This window comes from Parvibaculum sp. (assembly GCF_030694575.1).
Classification (GTDB): domain Bacteria; phylum Pseudomonadota; class Alphaproteobacteria; order Parvibaculales; family Parvibaculaceae; genus Parvibaculum.
This window is the reverse complement of record NZ_JAUYUS010000100.1, coordinates 59,700-77,210: the sequence shown is the minus strand read 5'-3', so window position 1 is coordinate 77,210 and position 17,511 is coordinate 59,700. Positions and strand designations below refer to the sequence as shown.

At 65.1% G+C, this 17,511-nt stretch carries 15 protein-coding genes; 4 read left to right on the top strand and 11 right to left on the bottom strand.

Annotated elements, in window-relative coordinates; genetic code table 11:
• Nucleotides 1-56: 56 nt before the first annotated feature.
• Together Q8S60_RS14365 and Q8S60_RS14360 are read right to left on the bottom strand one after the other, a co-directional pair.
• Nucleotides 57-815: a hypothetical protein gene (locus Q8S60_RS14365; RefSeq protein WP_305278187.1), complete on the bottom strand. Its 759-nt coding sequence runs from the start codon at nucleotides 813-815 to the stop codon at nucleotides 57-59.
• The gene (locus tag Q8S60_RS14360; RefSeq protein ID WP_305278186.1) at nucleotides 812-1,090 is read right to left on the bottom strand and encodes a DUF3572 domain-containing protein; all 279 of its coding nucleotides are present in this window, start codon (nucleotides 1,088-1,090) and stop codon (nucleotides 812-814) included. Before Q8S60_RS14360 ends, Q8S60_RS14365 begins: the two co-directional genes overlap by 4 nt.
• Before the next feature lie 262 nt (nucleotides 1,091-1,352).
• Here Q8S60_RS14360 and Q8S60_RS14355 point away from each other — a divergent pair, with 262 nt between their 5' ends.
• Together Q8S60_RS14355 and Q8S60_RS14350 are read left to right on the top strand one after the other, a co-directional pair.
• Nucleotides 1,353-1,718 carry a response regulator gene (locus Q8S60_RS14355; RefSeq protein ID WP_041536031.1) on the top strand — a complete coding sequence of 122 codons (366 nt, stop codon included), beginning with the start codon at nucleotides 1,353-1,355 and terminating at the stop codon, nucleotides 1,716-1,718.
• Nucleotides 1,719-1,761: 43 nt separating this feature from the next.
• The gene (locus tag Q8S60_RS14350) at nucleotides 1,762-3,135 is read left to right on the top strand and encodes a PleD family two-component system response regulator (RefSeq protein WP_305278185.1); all 1,374 of its coding nucleotides are present in this window, start codon (nucleotides 1,762-1,764) and stop codon (nucleotides 3,133-3,135) included.
• Nucleotides 3,136-3,607: 472 nt separating this feature from the next.
• Here the strand turns inward: Q8S60_RS14350 and rpmG are convergent, their stop codons facing one another.
• Nucleotides 3,608-3,775, bottom strand: a complete 168-nt coding sequence (rpmG, locus tag Q8S60_RS14345) for a 50S ribosomal protein L33 (protein ID WP_012111739.1) — start codon at nucleotides 3,773-3,775, stop codon at nucleotides 3,608-3,610.
• A gap of 336 nt (nucleotides 3,776-4,111) precedes the next feature.
• On the opposite strand from rpmG, the gene Q8S60_RS14340 reads away from it, so the two are divergent.
• Both Q8S60_RS14340 and Q8S60_RS14335 read left to right on the top strand, forming a co-directional pair.
• Nucleotides 4,112-6,280 carry a TonB-dependent siderophore receptor gene (locus Q8S60_RS14340; RefSeq protein WP_305668681.1) on the top strand — a complete coding sequence of 723 codons (2,169 nt, stop codon included), beginning with the start codon at nucleotides 4,112-4,114 and terminating at the stop codon, nucleotides 6,278-6,280.
• A 21-nt stretch (nucleotides 6,281-6,301) separates the two neighbouring features.
• Nucleotides 6,302-7,417: a PepSY domain-containing protein gene (locus tag Q8S60_RS14335; protein WP_305668678.1), complete on the top strand. Its 1,116-nt coding sequence runs from the start codon at nucleotides 6,302-6,304 to the stop codon at nucleotides 7,415-7,417.
• 91 nt (nucleotides 7,418-7,508) lie between these two features.
• Here the strand turns inward: Q8S60_RS14335 and Q8S60_RS14330 are convergent, their stop codons facing one another.
• From Q8S60_RS14330 to topA, 8 genes are all read right to left on the bottom strand, one after another.
• A complete protein-coding gene (locus Q8S60_RS14330) occupies nucleotides 7,509-7,979 on the bottom strand; it encodes a DUF3237 domain-containing protein (protein WP_305278182.1) in 471 nt (156 codons plus the stop codon).
• Between the two features lie 124 nt (nucleotides 7,980-8,103).
• Nucleotides 8,104-8,754, bottom strand: a complete 651-nt coding sequence (locus tag Q8S60_RS14325) for a glutathione S-transferase family protein (protein WP_305278181.1) — start codon at nucleotides 8,752-8,754, stop codon at nucleotides 8,104-8,106.
• Between the two features lie 44 nt (nucleotides 8,755-8,798).
• Nucleotides 8,799-10,007 carry an MFS transporter gene (locus Q8S60_RS14320; RefSeq protein WP_305278180.1) on the bottom strand — a complete coding sequence of 403 codons (1,209 nt, stop codon included), beginning with the start codon at nucleotides 10,005-10,007 and terminating at the stop codon, nucleotides 8,799-8,801.
• A gap of 279 nt (nucleotides 10,008-10,286) precedes the next feature.
• A complete protein-coding gene (locus tag Q8S60_RS14315; protein WP_305278179.1) occupies nucleotides 10,287-10,964 on the bottom strand; it encodes an NUDIX domain-containing protein in 678 nt (225 codons plus the stop codon).
• A 4-nt stretch (nucleotides 10,965-10,968) separates the two neighbouring features.
• Entirely contained in the window at nucleotides 10,969-11,736 is a 768-nt protein-coding gene (locus Q8S60_RS14310) for an NUDIX hydrolase (RefSeq protein WP_305278178.1), read from the bottom strand.
• A 96-nt stretch (nucleotides 11,737-11,832) separates the two neighbouring features.
• Nucleotides 11,833-12,261: a DUF983 domain-containing protein gene (locus Q8S60_RS14305; protein WP_305278177.1), complete on the bottom strand. Its 429-nt coding sequence runs from the start codon at nucleotides 12,259-12,261 to the stop codon at nucleotides 11,833-11,835.
• Between the two features lie 117 nt (nucleotides 12,262-12,378).
• Nucleotides 12,379-14,739, bottom strand: a complete 2,361-nt coding sequence (gene rnr / locus Q8S60_RS14300) for a ribonuclease R (protein WP_305278176.1) — start codon at nucleotides 14,737-14,739, stop codon at nucleotides 12,379-12,381.
• Between the two features lie 3 nt (nucleotides 14,740-14,742).
• Nucleotides 14,743-17,415: a type I DNA topoisomerase gene (gene topA / locus Q8S60_RS14295; RefSeq protein WP_305278175.1), complete on the bottom strand. Its 2,673-nt coding sequence runs from the start codon at nucleotides 17,413-17,415 to the stop codon at nucleotides 14,743-14,745.
• Between the last annotated feature and the right edge of the window lie 96 nt (nucleotides 17,416-17,511).

Below are 17,511 nucleotides of genomic sequence, written 5' to 3'. Positions count from 1 at the left end.
TTCCCGGCTTTCGCCGGGATGACACTTCTATTTTTATTTTCCGCAGAAGCTATTCGTCAGAAGCCTTCTTCCGTCAGTTTTTTCTCGATGAATTCCCGCGCTTCGGGCCAGTGGCCGGTGTGGAAGTGGCTGTCCTTGGCCGGGCCCAGGAGTTTGGCGAGGCGGGGGTCGGCGATGAAGTGGATGAGGTGGGTGGGGGCGTGGGCCTTTGCCACCGAGGCGAGGTTGTGGGGGATGTCGTCGAGGAAGACGACGGGGGCTTCCACGCGCTCGGCCATGCGGCGGACGGCGCCGCCCTTCAGGCCCTTGTTGGCGACGACCGGATAGCCGATGCCCTGCGCGGCGAGGCTGGCGGCGCGGGCGGCGCGGGATTCCAGCGGGATATTGGTGAGGACGACGATCTGGGCGCGCTCCGACAGGGCGGCGAGCGCCTCGGCCGCGCCGGGAACGATGTCGAGGGCGTGGGTGCTGACCTCGAAGAAGGCTTCGAGGAGGGCCGGCATGGCGGCGGCGTCATAGGGCTCGTCGGTGCCGACATGGCGGATGTTGCCGGTGAGGGCGAAGCTCTTGAGGTCGAGCCAGAGTTTTTGCGTCTCGAGGTAACGCTCGAGGCCGACGACGAACTGGATCAGCACCTCGTCCGCGTCGGAAACGATGAGGGGGCGGCCGGGGATGAGGGTCAGCGCGTCGATCTGGGCGATCACGGCGTCGTCGATGGCGAGGGGGTCGCGCAGGGCGGCGGCGGTGGTGCGCATGTCGGGGCGGGGGCCGGGGATTTCGCTCGCGGTGGCGCCGGGATCGTCTGTCGTGCTCATGACCAATGGACCTCTTCGCCGCCGGGAAGGGCGCGGCGGGCGGCAGCGGGAAGACGGGGCGGAATGTCCGCCGATTCGCAGAAGGCGAGAAGGCGGGCCTCGTCGGCGAGGAGAAAGTCGAGGATTCCGCCCAGAAACTCGGGTTCGCCGGCGCGGGCGCGCAATTCATCGACCGAAAGACCGCTCAGGCTGAGGAAATCGCCCAGGAGGTCGTCGTCGGCGGCGATGTGGCCGAGGGCGCGGATCGCCAGGAATTCGGCCTCGTCGGGGTTCATGAGGGATTTTCCGCCTGTTTTTTTTGCATTGCGTCACACCGGGGGCCGGCGCGGACACGCAAACTTAATCATAGGGAGAGTTTAATGAAAAACCGAAGGAAAGCGGCGGTGTCGCGGTCCGGAGATAAAGACTTAGTTAACGATATTCGGGTCAGATGACCCAGCAGAGAGAGACGAAAGCCGGCCCCCGATGAACCCGGGGTTGCGCGGCTTCGAATACGGGCATTCCCGGTACAGGTGGAGTTCTGGAGCTATGGACGCAATGTCTAAGAAGGTCCTGATCGTCGAAGACAACGAGCTGAACATGAAGCTCTTTCACGATCTTTTGGACGCGCACGGCTACGAGACGCTGCAGACACGGGACGGCATCGAGGCACTCGAGATCGCCCGCACGAACCGGCCCGATCTCATCCTCATGGATATCCAGCTTCCGGAAGTGTCGGGGCTCGAAGTCACGAAGTGGATCAAGGAAGACGACAGCCTGCGTTCGATCCCCGTCGTGGCCGTCACCGCGTTCGCCATGAAGGGCGACGAGGAGAAGATCCGCGAAGGCGGCTGCGAGGCCTATATCTCGAAGCCGATTTCGGTGACCCAGTTCCTGGAAACGGTCCAGCGCTTCCTGCGCTGATGCCGGACGGGAGCACTCTCTCTTCGACAAGGAAAGAGAACCTGTGACTGCGCGCGTACTTATTGTCGACGACGTTCCCGCCAACCTGAAACTGCTCGACGCCAAGCTCACCGCCGAGTATTTCGACGTGTTCAAGGCCTCGTCCGGCCCCGAGGCGATCGAGGCGGCGAAGGAGCAGCAGCCGGACATCATCCTGCTCGATGTGATGATGCCGGGGATGGACGGCTTCGAGGTGTGCCGGCGCCTGAAGGCGATGCCGGAGACGGAACACATTCCCGTCGTGATGGTGACGGCGCTCGACCAGCCGAAGGACCGCGTGCAGGGGCTGGAAGCCGGGGCCGACGATTTTCTGACCAAGCCGCTCAACGACCTCGCGCTGTTCGCGCGGGTGAAGAGCCTCGTCCGCCTGAAAATGGTGACGGACGAACTGCGCATGCGCGAGGCGACGGGGCAGCGCATCGGCGCGCTCGGCGCGGGTACGGGCGGCGGCTTCCTGATGACGGAGCCGGGGCGCATTCTCGCGATCGACGACCGGCCGACATCGCTGAAGCGGATCACCGAGACGCTGGCCGCCGAGCACAATGTGACCGTGGCCGAGACGCAGGAAGAACTGCTGCAGCTCGCCAACAGCGGCAATTTCGATCTTCACATCGTCAGCCTGACGCTGCAGGAATATGACGGGCTCAGGCTTTGCTCGCAGCTCCGCTCGCTCGAGGCAACGCGGCAGACGCCCATTCTCGTCATCGTGGAAGAGGGCGACACGGGCCGCCTCGTGCGCGCGCTCGACATGGGCGTGAACGATTATCTGGTGCGGCCGGTGGAGCGCAACGAACTGGTGGCGCGGGCGCGCAGCCAGCTGCGCCGCAAGCGCTATCAGGATTACCTGCGCGACAAGTTCCAGCAGGGGCTCGAACTCGCGATCACGGACGGGCTGACCGGGCTCTACAACCGCCGCTACATGGAAGGCCATCTCGCCACGCTGGTCGACGACGCGGTGAACACGGGCAAGCCGGTGGCGCTGCTGATTTTCGACATCGATTATTTCAAGCCGGTCAACGACACCTATGGCCACCAGGCGGGCGACGAGGTGCTGAAGGAATTCGCGGGGCGGATCGCGGCCAATGTGCGCGGCATCGACCTCGCGTGCCGGCTCGGCGGCGAGGAATTCGTCGTGGTGATGCCCGACACCGATCTTTCCTATGCGATGACGGTGGCGGAGCGGCTCAGGCAGTGCATCGCGCTCAGGCCGTTCAGGCTGAACGATGCGGGGCAGACGCTCGAGGTGACGGTGAGCATCGGCATCGCGGTGACGGAGGGGGCGAAGGACACGGCGGCGAAGCTGCTCGGCCGCGCCGACCAGGGCCTCTACCGCGCGAAACGCGACGGGCGCAACCGTGTGGTCGCCGAAGCGGCGTAAGCCCCGGTATTTTCAAGTCATGGCCCAAGTGTTCGTGAAGTCTTCGCGACGGCGGGCGGGCGAGGCGGTGCGTTAACCTTATATATTCATGGTTAATGAAGTCGAATGCGGGCCCCCGCGCGTATTGCGCGCCTAATTCCTTTATTGGGACAGCAGGCCGTGCTAAGTTTAATGGGTTACTTCGTTTCGTTGCCATTGGGCCGTTCCGCTTCTTGCTGGGGGGCAAGCCGGAACCGGTATTCGGGCAACGAAGCGTGTCCTCGTGGGGCGCTCAGGTCCGCCGCATCTCCTGAGTCCGCGGGGCACGGCCGGCCGGGTCCGTGGTTGTGGAGTGGCCTCCTCTGATAAGCCGCGATTGCCTGGCCGGCCACCATTCGAGGGCGAACGCAAAAGAGCCGGTCTCCATTCAGGGGACCGGCTCTTTTCGTATTTTGGTCGTATCTCTGGTCGTGTCGGCTGAAGCCGAAGATCCTTATTTGATCTTGGTTTCCTTGAACTCGACATGCTTGCGCGCGATGGGGTCGTATTTCTTGATGACCATCTTTTCGGTCATGGTGCGGCTGTTCTTCTTCGTGACGTAGAAATAGCCCGTGTCGGCGGTGCTCTCGAGCTTGATCTTGATGGAGGCTGGCTTCGCCATAGCGCGAAATCCTTGAAGTTACAGGGGCTTGGGCAGCCCGCAGGCGATGCCCCAGGCACCGGAATGGGTCGATTTGGGCGCAGACTACTCAAGGGCGGGGGGAAGTCAAGCGGGGCGGGGGGCAGTCAGCGGGCGGCGCGGGAATTTCGATGCAACGCAGGTCAGGTCTGCGTAAAGCCGAAACTCATGTGTTGCATATGAGAATTATTTGCAGTAACCACAGGAAAATGACGCTGCGATCGTGCAGCCGTTCAAGTGTGCCTAAACTTCCTGGGGGAAATTATGAAAACGAGCAGGCTGGCCTTACTGAATGCATGCACAGGCCTGGCATTGAGCATGCTTGTCGTGCCGTCATATGCAGACGTTTCGATTGCGGCGGACGATTCAAAAGCCGATACAGACGAGACGCTTATCCTCAGTCCGCTTTTGGTCAATGCGGGACCGATCGAATCCTCGGCGCAGCGCGCGGCGCAGATCAAGGCATCGGCTCCCAACGCAATCGAGGTCATCGACGGCCAGCAGTTGCAACAGTTCAACGAGCAGTCGCTGGGCGATGCGCTGAGACGGGTCCCGAGCATCACGTTCGACGGCGCGAACCGGGCGCGCGAGATTCGCTTGCGCGGCCTGCCCGGAGAATACACGCAGGTTCTCGTCAACGGACGGCCGCTCATCGACGGTGAATCGCGGCGCAACTTCGAGGTGGACCGTATCCCCACCGGCCTTGTCGAACGGGTCGAGGTGATCCGCTCGCCGCGTGCCGGGCAGGACGGCGCCGGTGCGGCGGGCACCATCAATATCGTGCTCAAAAGCGGTGCCGAGCTTCCGCCCGAGACGCAGGTGACGCTTGGCGGCGGCTATCTGGAGGACAACGGCAATCAGGGCGAGATAACGGTCTCGTCCACAGGCAGTGTCGGCCGTCTGAGCTACACGCTGGCCGGATCGGCGCAGCAGTTCCGCCGCAACGAGAGCAAATTCGTCACCAATTACGACGGCGCGGGCGCACCGACCGGCGCCGCGGACGGCGTCAACGAACGCCGTTTCGAACAGACCAACCTGATCCCCGCCTTCCTCGCCGATCTCGAAGATGCCGGACGCGTCAGCTTCAAGCCGTTCTATCTCTGGACGAAGGAATATCGCGACGACATCGGAACACCCTACAACGCCGATCTCGTAACGCCCGGACGCGTCACCGATGAAGATCGCGAACGCGTGCGCGAAACCTATGGCTTCAATGCGGGGTGGGAGTTCGATCTGGACGACGCATCGCAACTTGCCCTCGGCCTCGACTGGCAGAAGGGCAAGACCGACACCGCGCGCGACGAAATCCGTTACAACACCAACGGGACCATCAACCGGACCCGTCAGCGCGGCGAGCGCATCGACATGCGGAGCGTCCGCCCCGAAATGGTGCTGTCGCTCGACAGGGGTGCGCATGACCTGAGCTTCGGCGCCGGGGCGCGGCTGCAGAAGCACGAGGAAAACAACTGGGAAATCACGAACGGCGTACTTCAGGCGCCGCGCGCGGACCGCATTTTCGAGATCGAGGAAGATATCGTCTTCACCTTTGCCGAGGATGTCTGGCAGGCTGCTTCCGACCTCACGGTCACGGGCGGTATTCGCATGGAGCAGTCCAAGACGGCGACGACCGATTTCTTCGGTGCGACGACCAGCGGCCGCGAAACCTTCGCGCTTCCCTCGCTGAATGTCGTTTATGAGGTGGTGGACAAAACCGATCTGCGCGTCGGGGTGGCACGCACGCTGCGCCGTCCGGATCTGCGCAAGCTCTCTCCCGCAGTGGAAACCCGGGCGGGCACGGCCGCCGATCCCGACGTTCAAGGCAATCCGGACCAGGCGCCGGAGTCGATCTGGGGAGCGGACGCCGGCATCGACCACTATTTCGCCGATGACCGCGGCTCGGTTTCGCTCAATTTCTTCGGGCGCCTCTTCACGGACAAGATCGAGAACGTCACGACCTTCGGTGGCGGGCGCTTCGTGTCCACGCCGCAGAATGTGGGCGATGGCCGTGCGGGCGGCATCGAGCTTTCGGCACGTTTGCCGCTCGGGTTCGCCGGGTTCGACGATTTCACCCTTTGGGGCAACGGTGTCTTCACGAAGACCAGCGTGGACGAGCCGGGCGGCGGATCGCGCCCCTTCCTCGACCAGCCGGACGCGGTCGGCAATATCGGGCTCGACTATGCCTTCACGCCTTTGCGCACGGTGATCGGCGTCGCGCTCAACCACACCGTGTCGGTCGATCAGACGCAATCGCTGGCCAGCGGCGGGCGGCTCGAGCAGAGCATCGGCTCCCGCACCCGACTCGATCTCTCGTCCCGCACGGAGATCACCCCGAATGCCATTCTCACGCTCAGCGCCACCAACCTGCTGGGCGAAACCGAGAAACGGGTTGACCAGCAGTTCGACGCAGGCGGTGCGCCGGTTTCGTCCGCCCAGACGACCGAGGAAACATATCGCGGGTTCTTTGCGCGCCTGACATGGGTGTTCTGAGGAACGATGAGCGACTTCCCCATGGCGGCGGCGACCCGGCGGAGCATGTATCAGCGTATCCACCGCTGGCTCGGGTTGACGCTCGTCGTCCTGCTCGGCGCGCAATGCATCACCGGGACGGTGCTCGTCTTCGAGGAGGAGATCGAATGCCTTCTCAGTCCCGCACTTATGTGCACGGAGGCGCCGTATCGAGAGGCTATGCCCCTCGATACGGTCGCCCTGCACGCCGAGGCTTCATTACCGGCTCCGGCCGCCACGGAGAGCCGGCAGCTCGATGTCACGAGGCTGGGCTTCGGCCTGAATGAAAACGCTGCGATCCGTGTGCGGATGAGAGAGCGGGAGGCGCCGCACGCCGAAATCGAGGCATTTCTCGATCCGGGCGGCGAGGTGCTCGGATGGCGGCCGCACAAGTCGCTGGGGCTTTCGCGCAGCTCGATCGTGCCCACGCTGCGGGAACTGCACACCAAGCTGCTGGCCGGCGATATCGGCAAGAATGTGCTTGGCGCAGTCGCCTTTCTGTGGCTGCTGAGCGGCGCGACAGGCTTCTATCTGAGCCTGCCGCGCAACTTTTCATGGGCGAGGTGGCGTTTTGCATGGACGTTGCGCAGGCTGGGTTCGGCCTATGAATTACACCGCGCCGGAGGCCTCTGGCTCTCGGGCGCGGCTTCCATTTTCGCGCTGACGGCTGTGCTGCTTGTCTTCGATGACAGTATTTTCGGCGCGCCGGACAAGCCGGTATCCGGTCCGGCCGAGGCAACTCTCGGTTTCGATGACGTCCTGGCCGCAGCGGCACGGCATCTGCCCGACAACGGCAAGGATTACACCCTGCGCGAGCTGCGTCGCGATCCGCAGCATCACAGCTACCGGCTCGATTTCCGGCATGTGCCTGCCGGCGGTCTCTGGCATCGGCCGGATGAGCGGCTTTATCTCGATGCAGCCGAGGGCGCGCTGCTCAGGCGCGAGGGCTGGGTAGATGCGCCGCCAGCCGAACGCCTGCGGCACCTTGCATTGCCCCTGCACTCGGGGGCCGTCCTTGGCCTTCCCGGCAGGATGGCCGCTTCCGCCGCAGCCCTTCTGCTGCTTGTACAACTTGTCGCCGGGTTTGCGCTGTGGCGCCGCCGGTCCGCTTTTAGCTGAAGGACCAAGCCCTCACCGCTCCCGTTCTCGCTCGCGAAGATGAAGATCGTGCCGCCCTCGGCAAGTGCGGAATCCGGGAAGCCCGGTAGTTCTACCGGATGACGTAGGTGTCGTAGGTGATGAGGTTTTTGTCGAAGGAAACTTCTCCGATGTTCACGAACTGGCAGCCGTTGACCCATTCATAGGCGGGGCTGGAGGTGCAGATCTGGGGAGCGGCGCGCACTTGCGCGCTGGCGGGAAATTTGCCCTTCAGGAGATTGTCGTAGCCTCCCTCGCCGAGATCGACGAAGCCGCTATAGGTGACATAGAGGAGCGCGCCGTCGAAGGTTTCCACCGTTGCACGGACATCGAGTTGTCCCTTGTTGTCCCTGCGAACGGTCAGCCAATCGCCGCCGACACCTTTCACCTTGCCGATCATCGTACCGTCCGGTGTCCACACATCTCCTCCGAGGACGTAGATATTCGCGCGAATGTTGTCGGGGACCGGGCCGATCAGTTCCGGCGGCGTCAGAGTCGCGTTGTAGGAGAAAACGTGTTCCAGCTTCAGATCGAACTGCGCCATTTCCTGCTCCGTGGTCTTATTCCGCAAGACCGGAGACTAGGCCCGGGACGACGCATGACAACCCACCCTAACGGGTGAGCGGCCGCTCCTGATTCGCGTTTGTCCGGCCCGAAGCGGAGGCTTGTCAGCCGTCCTTCCGTGCCTCGAACACCGCCCGTTGCGCGGCGAAGGCGCGCTTGAAGGCGGGGCGGGCTTCGGCGCGGGCGATGTAGGATTTGAGGGTGGGGTGCTTATCGAGCAGGGGGGAGCCCTTCAGCCTTTGCAGGACCGAGACCATCATGAGGTCGCCGGCACTGAAGGCGCCGTCGAGCCAGGCGGCATCGCCGAGGCGGGCGGAGAGCTGGCTCAGTCTTGTATGGATGCGGGCGTCGAGGAGGGGCAGGCGCTCTTCGTACCAGCTCTTGTCGCGCTCGGCGTAGCCGGTGGCTTCGCGCTCGACGATCGGCGGCTCGACCGTGTTGAGCGCGGCGAACATCCATGCGATGGCGCGCGCCCTTGCATGCGCGTCTTCCGGCAGCAGGCCCGCATGGTGCTCCGCGATATGGAGGATGATGCCGCCGGACTCGAAGAGGACGAGGCCGTCTTCCTCGTAGGTCGGGATCTGTCCGAACGGATGCAGCGCCAGATGCGCGGGCTCCTTCATGGCGGCGAAGGAGAGGAGGCGGACCTCGTAGGGCTGGCCCACTTCTTCCAGCGCCCAACGGATACGCGTGTCGCGCGCGAGACCCCGGCCGCGATCGGGCGAGGCTTCAAAGGCGGTGATGGTTGGCGTCATCGGATACCTCCGGCTCTATGCAAGCATGACGGCGGGCCGGGGCGCTAGCCTGCCGGCCGGACAGGGCGCGGAGCGGTAACATAGCGCCAGCCCGCCACCGCGACATAGAGGGCGCAGATGGCGGCCATGGCGACGATGAGGCCGTGGGGGTTCCACAGGTCCATGGCGGCGCCGGAGAGCGGCGGGGCGATGAGGGCGCCGGTCGAATACATCATCACGAAGGCGGCGTTGGCGGAAGCGAGGTTGGCGCCCCGGAAGCGCTCGCCCAGCAGCGTGAGGCCGACCGTGTAGAGTCCGGCGACGACGCCGCCGAAGATGAAAAGCGTGGGCGCGAACAGCCAGAGGGAGCCGGCGACGAAAGGGATGGCGAGGCTGCCGAGGAGGCCGACAGTTGCGCAGAAGAGGAGAACGAAGCGGCGGTTCACGCGGTCCGCCCAGAGGCCGATCGGGATCTGGCAGAAGATGTTGCCGGCGGCGAAGATCGACAGCACGAAGGCGGCGGTCTGTTCGGTCATGCCGATGCGGACGCTGTAGACCGGCAGCAGGTTGAAGATGTTGGTTTCGGTCGCGCCATAGACGAGGCCCGCCAGCGTGGCGGCGGGGGCGGCGACGAGGAAGGTCGTGAAGGCGTGGCTCGGTTTTTCGGTGATGCGCGGCGCGAGGCCGCGGCCGAAGAGGAGGAGCGGCAGGGCGGCGGCGGCGATGAGGATGCCGGTGGTGGCGAAGGGCACGAAGCCCTCGGTGCCGACGAGGAAGAGCATGACCGGCCCGGCGGCGAAACCGCAGGAGAGGACGGTGCCGTAGATGCCGATGAGGCGGCCGCGGTTTTTCTCCTCGGCCAGCGTGTTGATCCAGAATTCGCTGACGACGAAGAGGCCGGTGAAGGCGAGGCCGTTCAGGAAGCGGATCGGGAACCAGAGCCAGACATTCGGGAAGAGATAATAGGCGGGCATCGCGAGCGCGGAGAGGAGGATGCAGGCGAGCAGGAAGGAGATGGCCGAGGTGCGGCGGAGGAGCCCCGCGATGAAGGGCGTGAACAGGAAGGTGGCGAGCGCGGGCATGGCCGTGTTGAGGCCGATGATGGAGGCGGGGACGCCGTTGCGCTCCATCATCAGGGCGAGCAGCGGGATCGACACGCCGAGACCCATGCCGACGACCGAGATGCAGGCGATGACGGCGACGAGGCTGCGCTTGCGCTCGGCCTGGGTGAGGGGGGCGTCGGGGCCAAGCATGGTGAGGGTACCGTCTGGCATTGCTGTTCTTTTTCGCGGCTTCGGCGGGGGAGATATAGCACCGTTTCGCCGAACGCTTACCCCTCCCCGAAATTTGCGATGCAAATTTCGACCCTCCCGCAGGGGGAGGGTGGGAAGATTTTGTACGCAGAGGCGCGGAGACGCGGAGCAAGAACTCGTCATTGCGAGCGAAGCGAAGCAATCCAGGGCCGCAAGCACAGTGTCTGCCGCCCTGGATTGCTTCGTCGCGTTGCTCCTCGCAATGACGGGGAGTTTTCAGTTGGAGCGCTGCTGCGTCGCCTAGCCGCGCACGATGGGTTTGTCGTTGCGGTAGCAGTAGAGGGGGATGCGGGGGCGGGTTTGGTTGGTTTGACGGCGGGCGATTTCGTTCAGCACGAATTCGGTGACGTCGATGACGGGAAGTTTCAGGGCTTCCGTGAGCGTGTACCAGCCGAGGTCTTCGAGTTCGCCGCTGCCTTGCAACTCGCCGGTCGCGGCGGCGGCGTCGGCGGCGAAGAAGCGGGCGTGGAAGCGGATCGGGCTCGAGGCCGGCGTGATGGCGCGGGCGACGATTTCGAGAAGGTCGAGACGGGGCGCGAGGCCGCGCTCGAGGAAGGGCTGCCAGCCGGCGCCGGCATCGGTGCCGACATGGCCGGGGCCGGCGAGGATGAGGCCCGTCTCCTCGAAGGTTTCGCGAATGGCGGCCATGGCGAGGGCCTGCGCCGTTGCGCGGGCGGAAGCTGCGCGCTCCATCCGCTTTGCGGTTTCGCCGGTGAAGGGCGTGGCGGGTTTCGCGAGGAGGTCGCCCGCGTCGAGCTTGCCGCCCGGGAAGACGAAAGCGTCGGGGACGAACTTCATGCGCGAGTGGCGGCGGCCCATGAGGATGCGGGGCTCGCCTTCCTCCGCGGTGTCGATCAGGACGAGGCTGGCGGCGTCGCGCGGGCGGATGCCGCGCGCGACCGGAGGCTGAACGGTCACCGCGTCAATCCTTGATGGCGTCGCGGATGGCATTGCCATTGCGGAAATAGATGAAGGGGACGTGGCGGCGGCTTTGCGCGGCGGTGGCAAGCGCGAGGCGCTCGTCCAGCTCGTCGAGGACGACGCGGGTGATGTTGGGCAGGTCGAGGTCGCGCGCGTCGGCGATGGTGAGCCAGTGGAGGCCCTGCAATTCGCCGGAGCCCGCGACCTTCGCCGGATCGCCCTGGATCGTTTCCGCATCGGCGATGAAGAAGCGCGTGTCGAAGCGGCGCGTGCGATAGGGCGGCGTGATGGCGCGGGCGACGAAATCGAGTGTGCCGAGCGCGGGCGCGAAGCCTTGCGCGAAGTAGTCGTTCCAGTCGGCGTGCTTGCTCTTTTGCGGCAGGGCGGCGCGCTTACCGATGACGAGGCCGGTTTCCTCGAAGGTCTCGCGGATGGCGGCCATGGCGAGCGCGCGGGCGCGCAGCTCCGACGGCTTGCCGCTCATGCGGGCGAGGAGGCGGCGGGCGACGGGTGCGCGCAGATCCTCGGCGGGGCGGATGCGGCTGTCGGCGCGGTCGACGCGGCCGCCGGGGAAGACGAATTTGTTCGGCATGAATTTGTGATCGGCGTGGCGCTGGCCCATCAGCACCTGCGGGCGCGCGCCGTCGCGGCGGACGATGATGAGCGTGGAGGCGTCGCGCGGGCGCACGGCCTTGCCCTGCGTCGTCTCGCGATATTCCTGCTCGCGCGATTTCTTCGGGTCGAACGCCGCCCGTTGTTCCTCAGCCATTTCCTGTCCTGTTCTCTTGATTGCGTGTTGGAGACAGGATGCCCGCTGGCGGGAGGGGAAGTCCAGCGCGGAGGGGAAAGCGGGGCGGACGCGGCGTCAGAGGTCGTGCTTCACGCCGTCGAAGCCGTGCATGCGCAGCGCCCATTGCCAGCCGACGACGGCGCCCTTGACGCGCGGCAGGAGCCAGAGCGAGAGGGCGAGCGTGAGCGCGGGCCAGACCAGGGCGTGGATCCAGAGCGGCGGGAGATAGGCGAGCTCGACCCAGAGCATGAGCGGCACGACGATGTGGCCAACGATCATGATGGTGAAATAGGGCGGGGCGTCGTCCGCCTCGTGGTGCATCAGCTCTTCGCCGCAATGGCCGCAGGTATCCGACACCTTGAGGAAGCGGCGGAACATGTTGCCCTTGCCACAGGCGGGGCAGCGGCCCGTGAAGCCGCGCAGGATCGCGGGGAAGGCCGGGCGGGGCGCGGCTTCGACCGTCTCGTAGATGCGGGGCTCTGACATGTCCATCGAAATGCTCATGGCGGTCACTTGAGGGTCCGGGAATGCAGCGTCTGGCGATGCCCGACTAAAATGGTCGGAATCCGTGTCCGGCGAAATGTGGCAGGTTGCCGCGCGGCAGGGTTGCTTCGCGGGGCGTCAGCGGCGCTTGCGGGGGGAAGATTTGGGCTTCCTGTTCTTCTCGCCAGGCTTGTGGCCGGAGCGGGGGGCGCTGCCGACAGGGCGGCGGCCGGTGCGGGGACGGGGCCCGGTGGGCTTGCCTTCGCTGCCGCCTTCGAGGAGCGCGAAGCGCATGCCGCCGGTGATGGGGACGGCTTCCTCCAGGCGGACGAGGACGAGATCGCCAAGGCGGTAGGTTTTGCCGGTGCGCTCGCCGGTCAGCGCGTGGAGGATTTCGTCGTGGTGGTAGAAATCGCCGCCGAGCGTCGAGATCGGCACGAAACCGTCGGCGCCGGTATCGTCCAGTTTCACGAAGAGGCCAAAGCGCGTGACGCCGGCGACGCGGCCGCGGAACTCTGCGCCGATGCGGGCTTCGAGGAAGGCGGCGATGAAACGGTCCTTCGAGTCGCGCTCGGCGAGCATGGAGCGGCGCTCGGTGGTGGAGATGTGTTCGGCGATTTCGACGAGGGAGGCGGCTTCGTCGTCGTGCTGGCCGTCTTTTCCGAGGCCGAGGCCGGCGATCAGCGCGCGGTGGACCGTGAGGTCGGCGTAGCGGCGGATGGGCGAGGTGAAATGCGCGTAGCGGCGGAGGTTGAGGCCGAAATGGCCGATGTTCTCCGGCGAATAGATTGCCTGCGCCTGCGAGCGCAGCACGACGTCGGAGACGATCTGGTCATGCTCGGTGCCGTCGACGGCTTTCAGGATGCGGTTGAAGTTCGCCGGGCGGATGTTCTCGCCCTTGGCGAAGCTCAGGTTCAGCGTAGCGAGGAATTCGGCGAGCGCGACGAGCTTCTCGCGGGAGGGCGCGTCGTGGATGCGGTAGATGACGGCGCGGCGCTGGGCCTCCGAGGTTTCGGCGGCGCAGACATTCGCCTGGATCATGAACTCCTCGATGAGTTTCATGGATTCGAATTTCTCGCCGACGCGGATGCCGCCGACACCGCCTTTTTCGTCGATGTCGATCTTGTATTCGGGGAGGTCGAGGTCGAGGGGGCCGCGTGCCTCGCGGGCCTCGACGAGAATTTTGTAGGCGGCCCATAGCGGCTTCAGCACGGGTTCGAGCAGGGGGCCGGTGGCGTCGTCGGGATGGCCGTCGATCGCCTGCTGGACCTGCTTGTAGCTCAGGCTGGCGGCGGACTTCATCAGGCCACGGATGAAATCGTGGCCGCGCTTGTTGCCGTTGCGGTCGAAGGTCATGCGGACGGCGAGGCAGGCGCGGTCTTCCTTTTCGATCAGCGAGCAGAGGTCGTTGGAGATGCGCTCGGGCAGCATCGGCACGACGCTGTCCGGGAAATAGGTGGAGTTGCCGCGCTTCAGAGCTTCGCGGTCCATCGGCGAGTTGGGGCGAACGTAAGCCGCGACGTCGGCGATGGCGACGATGGCGACGATGCCGCCTTCGTTTTTCGGATCGTCGTCCGGCGCCGCCCAGACGGCGTCGTCATGGTCGCGCGCATCGACGGGATCGATGGTGATGAGGGGGATGTCGCGCAGGTCGGTGCGGCCCTTGAGGCCGTGATGCTTCGCGGCCTCGGCATCGGCGATGACGGCATCCGGGAAGGCATCCGGGATGCCGTGAGTGTGGATGGCAATGAGGCTGATGGAGCGCGGGTCGGCGATGTCGCCGAAGACTTCGCGGACGCGCGCGCGCGGGACGCCGTAACGCTTGCCGGGGATGGTTTCGGCGAGGACGAGGCTGCCGTCCTCGGCGTCGCCGATGTCCTCGACGGCGATCTCGAATTCGACGCGCATCTTCTTGTCGACGGGAATGAGGCGCGCGGTTTTGGCTTTCGGGGCGTGGCGGAAGAGGCCGAGGACGCGCTCCGCGCCCTTGCCGACGCGGCGGATGATCTGCGCCTCGTAAGGATAGGTTTCGTCGTCCGATTTGGCGACGCGGGCGAGGACGCGGTCGCCGACACCGGCGGGCGGTTCGTCGACTTCGTGCTTGCCGCGGCGGCGCGTGTCCGGCGCGATGACGATGAGCGGGGCGGGGTCTTCGCCGGGCCAGGAGACGGGACGCGCGATCAGTTCGCCGTCGGTGTCGGTGTGGGTGATCTCGATCACGGTGACGGGCGGCATCTCGCCGACGCGGCGGAGGCTTTTCGTTTCGTCCTTCGCGATCAGGCCTTCGTCCGACATGGCCTTCAGCATCTGCTTCAGGCCGATACGGTCGTCGCCCTTCACGCCGAAGGCGCGGCCGATCTCGCGCTTGCCGGTCTTGCCCGGATTGTCGGCGAGAAAGGCAAGCACTTCCTCACGCGAGGGAAGGCCTCGGGCTTTCTTTTTCGAGCCGGTGTCCTTTTGTGCGGGGCCGGTCTTTTTCGGGGGCTTGCGTGAGGGCAAAGGTCAATCCGCCAGTTCGGAGGCTTTGTCGGTCTTCCTTGCTTTCGCCGCCGGTTTTTTCGCCGGCGCCTTCTTCTTCGCCGGCGCTTTCTTTTTCGCTGGCGCTTTCTTCGCGGCCGGTTTCTTTTCGGCGGCGGGCTTTTTCGCCGCCTTCTTCGCAGCGGGTTTCTTCTTGCCGCTCTTCGCGTCTTTTTCGGCGACGAGAGCCAATGCTTCTTCCAGCGTTACGGCGGAAGGATCGGCGGATTTGGGCAGCGTCGCGTTGGTCGAGCCGTGCTTGATGTAGGGGCCGTATTTGCCTTCGCGGACCTGCACGGGCTTGCCGGTGTCGGGATGCTCGCCCAGTTCCTTCAGGATTTTGCCGGCGCGCTCCTCGGCGCGGACGATCTTTTCGGCGAGGACGGCGACGGCGCGGTTGAGGCCGATGTCGAAAAGCTCTTCCGGGTCTTTCAGATTGGCGTAGGTGCCGTCGTGGAGCACGAAGGGACCGAAGCGGCCGAGGCCGGCGGTGATCTTCTTGCCGGTTTCGGGATGGATGCCGACTTCGCGCGGGAGTGTGAGAAGGCGCAGCGCCGTTTCGAGATCGACATCGGCGGCGGACATTTTCGCGGGCAGGCCGCTGCGCTTCGGCTTTTCGTCCTCGCCGAGCGGCGCACGCTCGACATAGGGACCGAAGCGGCCGGTTTTCAGCGAGACTTCGGCGCCGGTCTCAGGGTCCGTGCCGAGGACGCGGTCGCCCGTCTGCTCCTCGCCTTCGGCGCCGACAGTGAGCTGGCGCGTGAATTTGCAGTCTGGATAGTTCGAGCAACCGACGAACGCGCCGAAGCGGCCGACCTTGAGCGAAAGAATGCCGTCGCCGCATGACGGGCAGGCGCGAGGACTGGAACCGTCTTCCTTTTCCGGGAAGACATGGGGGCCGAGCACTTCGTTGAGACGGTCGAGCACCTCGGTGATGCGCAGCTCCAGCGCCTCGGCGACGTTGACCGTGAATTCCTTCCAGAATTCGCGCAGCAGATCTTTCCAGTCGAGCTCGCCGGCCGACACCTTGTCGAGCTTCTCCTCGAGTTCCGCCGTGAAGTCGTATTCGACATAGCGGGTGAAGAAGCTTTCGAGGAAGGCGGTGACGAGGCGGCCCTTGTCCTGCGGCACGAGGCGGTTCTTGTCCATATGGACATAGTCGCGGTCGCGCAACGTCTGCAGCGTCGAGGCATAGGTCGAGGGACGGCCGATGCCGAGCTCTTCCATACGCTTGACGATGCTCGCCTCGGTGAAGCGGGGCGGCGGCTCGGTGAAATGCTGTTCGGGGCGGACCTTCTCGAGGCCGAGCTTGTCGCCGCGGGCGACCTTCGGCAGGCGGCCGCCATCCTCGCCCTCTTCCGGTTCGTCGCGGCCTTCCTGGTAGAGACGCAGGAAACCGTCGAAGACGATGACGGAGCCAGTGGCGCGCAGGCCGATGGGCGCGTCGTCCGCCTCGATCTCGATGGTCGTGCGCTCAAGCTGCACGCTTTCCATCTGGCTGGCGACGGTGCGGTTCCAGACGAGTTCGTAGAGGCGGCGCTGGTCGTCGTCGAGATATTTCGCGGCATGTTTCGGCAGGCGGGCGAGATCGGTCGGACGGATCGCTTCATGCGCTTCCTGCGCATTCTTCGCCTTGGTGGTGTAGACGCGGGGCGCGTCCGGCAGATAGGCCTCGCCGAATTCGTTGTTGATGACGGTGCGGGCCTGCGCGATCGCTTCCGGCGCGATCTGCACGCCGTCGGTTCGCATGTAGGTAATGAGACCCGTCGTTTCGCCGTCGATCTCCACGCCCTCATAGAGACGCTGGGCGACCTGCATGGTGCGGCTCGCCGAGAAACCGAGCTTGCGCGAGGCTTCCTGCTGGATGGTGGAGGTGGTGAAGGGCGGGTTCGGGTTGCGCCGCGTCGGCTTGCTCTCGACCGACTTCACGGAGAAGCGCGAGGTTTTGATGCGCGCTTCGATCTCGTCGGCGGACTTTTTGTCCGGGATGTCGAACTTGTCGAGCTTCCGGCCGTCGAGCATGACGAGGCGGGCGACGAAGGCGGCGTCGGCGCCCGTCTTCATGTCGGCTTCGACGGTCCAGTATTCGCGGGCGCGGAAGGCCTCGATTTCGAGTTCGCGGTCGCAGATGAGGCGGAGCGCGACGGATTGCACGCGCCCGGCCGAGCGCGAGCCCGGAAGCTTGCGCCAGAGGACGGGCGAAAGGGTGAAGCCGACGAGATAGTCGAGGGCGCGGCGCGCGAGATAGGCGTCGATCAGCTCCTTGTCGAGGCCGCGCGGATGCTCCATCGCCTCGGTAACGGATTTCTTGGTGATGGCGTTGAAGACGACGCGCTGGACTTCGACGTCCTTCAGCACCTTCTTCTTGTTCAGGACTTCCAGCACATGCCAGGAAATGGCCTCGCCCTCGCGATCCGGGTCGGTTGCGAGGATCAGACGGTTGGCACCCTTCACGGCGGTGGCGATTTCGTTGAGGCGCTTCTGGGATTTGGCGTCCACGTCCCAGGCCATCGCGAAGTCCTGGTCGGGGAGGACGGAGCCGTCCTTCGAGGGCAGGTCGCGGACATGGCCGTAGGAGGCCAGGACCTTGAAGTCCTTGCCGAGATATTTGTTGATGGTTTTCGCCTTGGCAGGCGACTCGACAATTACGACGTCCATCGGAACCGCTGAACTCTCTTATAATGTGGCCTGCACGCGACTGAACCGGGGCGCGGAAACGGTCCGGCCCGAGAGAGACCGGACGCGCTTGTCACC

Bases quoted from the DNA above. Each gene is read 5' to 3' on its own strand.
- Q8S60_RS14325 (WP_305278181.1), bottom strand. From the start codon at position 8,754: ATGACGCCAACCATCACCGCCTTTGAAGCCTCGCCCGATCGCGGCCGG.
- Q8S60_RS14330 (WP_305278182.1), bottom strand. From the start codon at position 7,979: ATGGCGCAGTTCGATCTGAAGCTGGAACACGTTTTCTCCTACAACGCG.
- Q8S60_RS14355 (WP_041536031.1), top strand. From the start codon at position 1,353: ATGTCTAAGAAGGTCCTGATCGTCGAAGACAACGAGCTGAACATGAAG.
- Q8S60_RS14310 (WP_305278178.1), bottom strand. From the start codon at position 11,736: ATGGCTGAGGAACAACGGGCGGCGTTCGACCCGAAGAAATCGCGCGAG.
- Q8S60_RS14360 (WP_305278186.1), bottom strand. From the start codon at position 1,090: ATGAACCCCGACGAGGCCGAATTCCTGGCGATCCGCGCCCTCGGCCAC.
- Q8S60_RS14365 (WP_305278187.1), bottom strand. From the start codon at position 815: ATGAGCACGACAGACGATCCCGGCGCCACCGCGAGCGAAATCCCCGGC.
- Q8S60_RS14320 (WP_305278180.1), bottom strand. From the start codon at position 10,007: ATGCCAGACGGTACCCTCACCATGCTTGGCCCCGACGCCCCCCTCACC.
- Q8S60_RS14335 (WP_305668678.1), top strand. From the start codon at position 6,302: ATGGCGGCGGCGACCCGGCGGAGCATGTATCAGCGTATCCACCGCTGG.
- Q8S60_RS14305 (WP_305278177.1), bottom strand. From the start codon at position 12,261: ATGAGCATTTCGATGGACATGTCAGAGCCCCGCATCTACGAGACGGTC.
- topA (WP_305278175.1), bottom strand. From the start codon at position 17,415: ATGGACGTCGTAATTGTCGAGTCGCCTGCCAAGGCGAAAACCATCAAC.
- rpmG (WP_012111739.1), bottom strand. From the start codon at position 3,775: ATGGCGAAGCCAGCCTCCATCAAGATCAAGCTCGAGAGCACCGCCGAC.
- Q8S60_RS14340 (WP_305668681.1), top strand. From the start codon at position 4,112: ATGCTTGTCGTGCCGTCATATGCAGACGTTTCGATTGCGGCGGACGAT.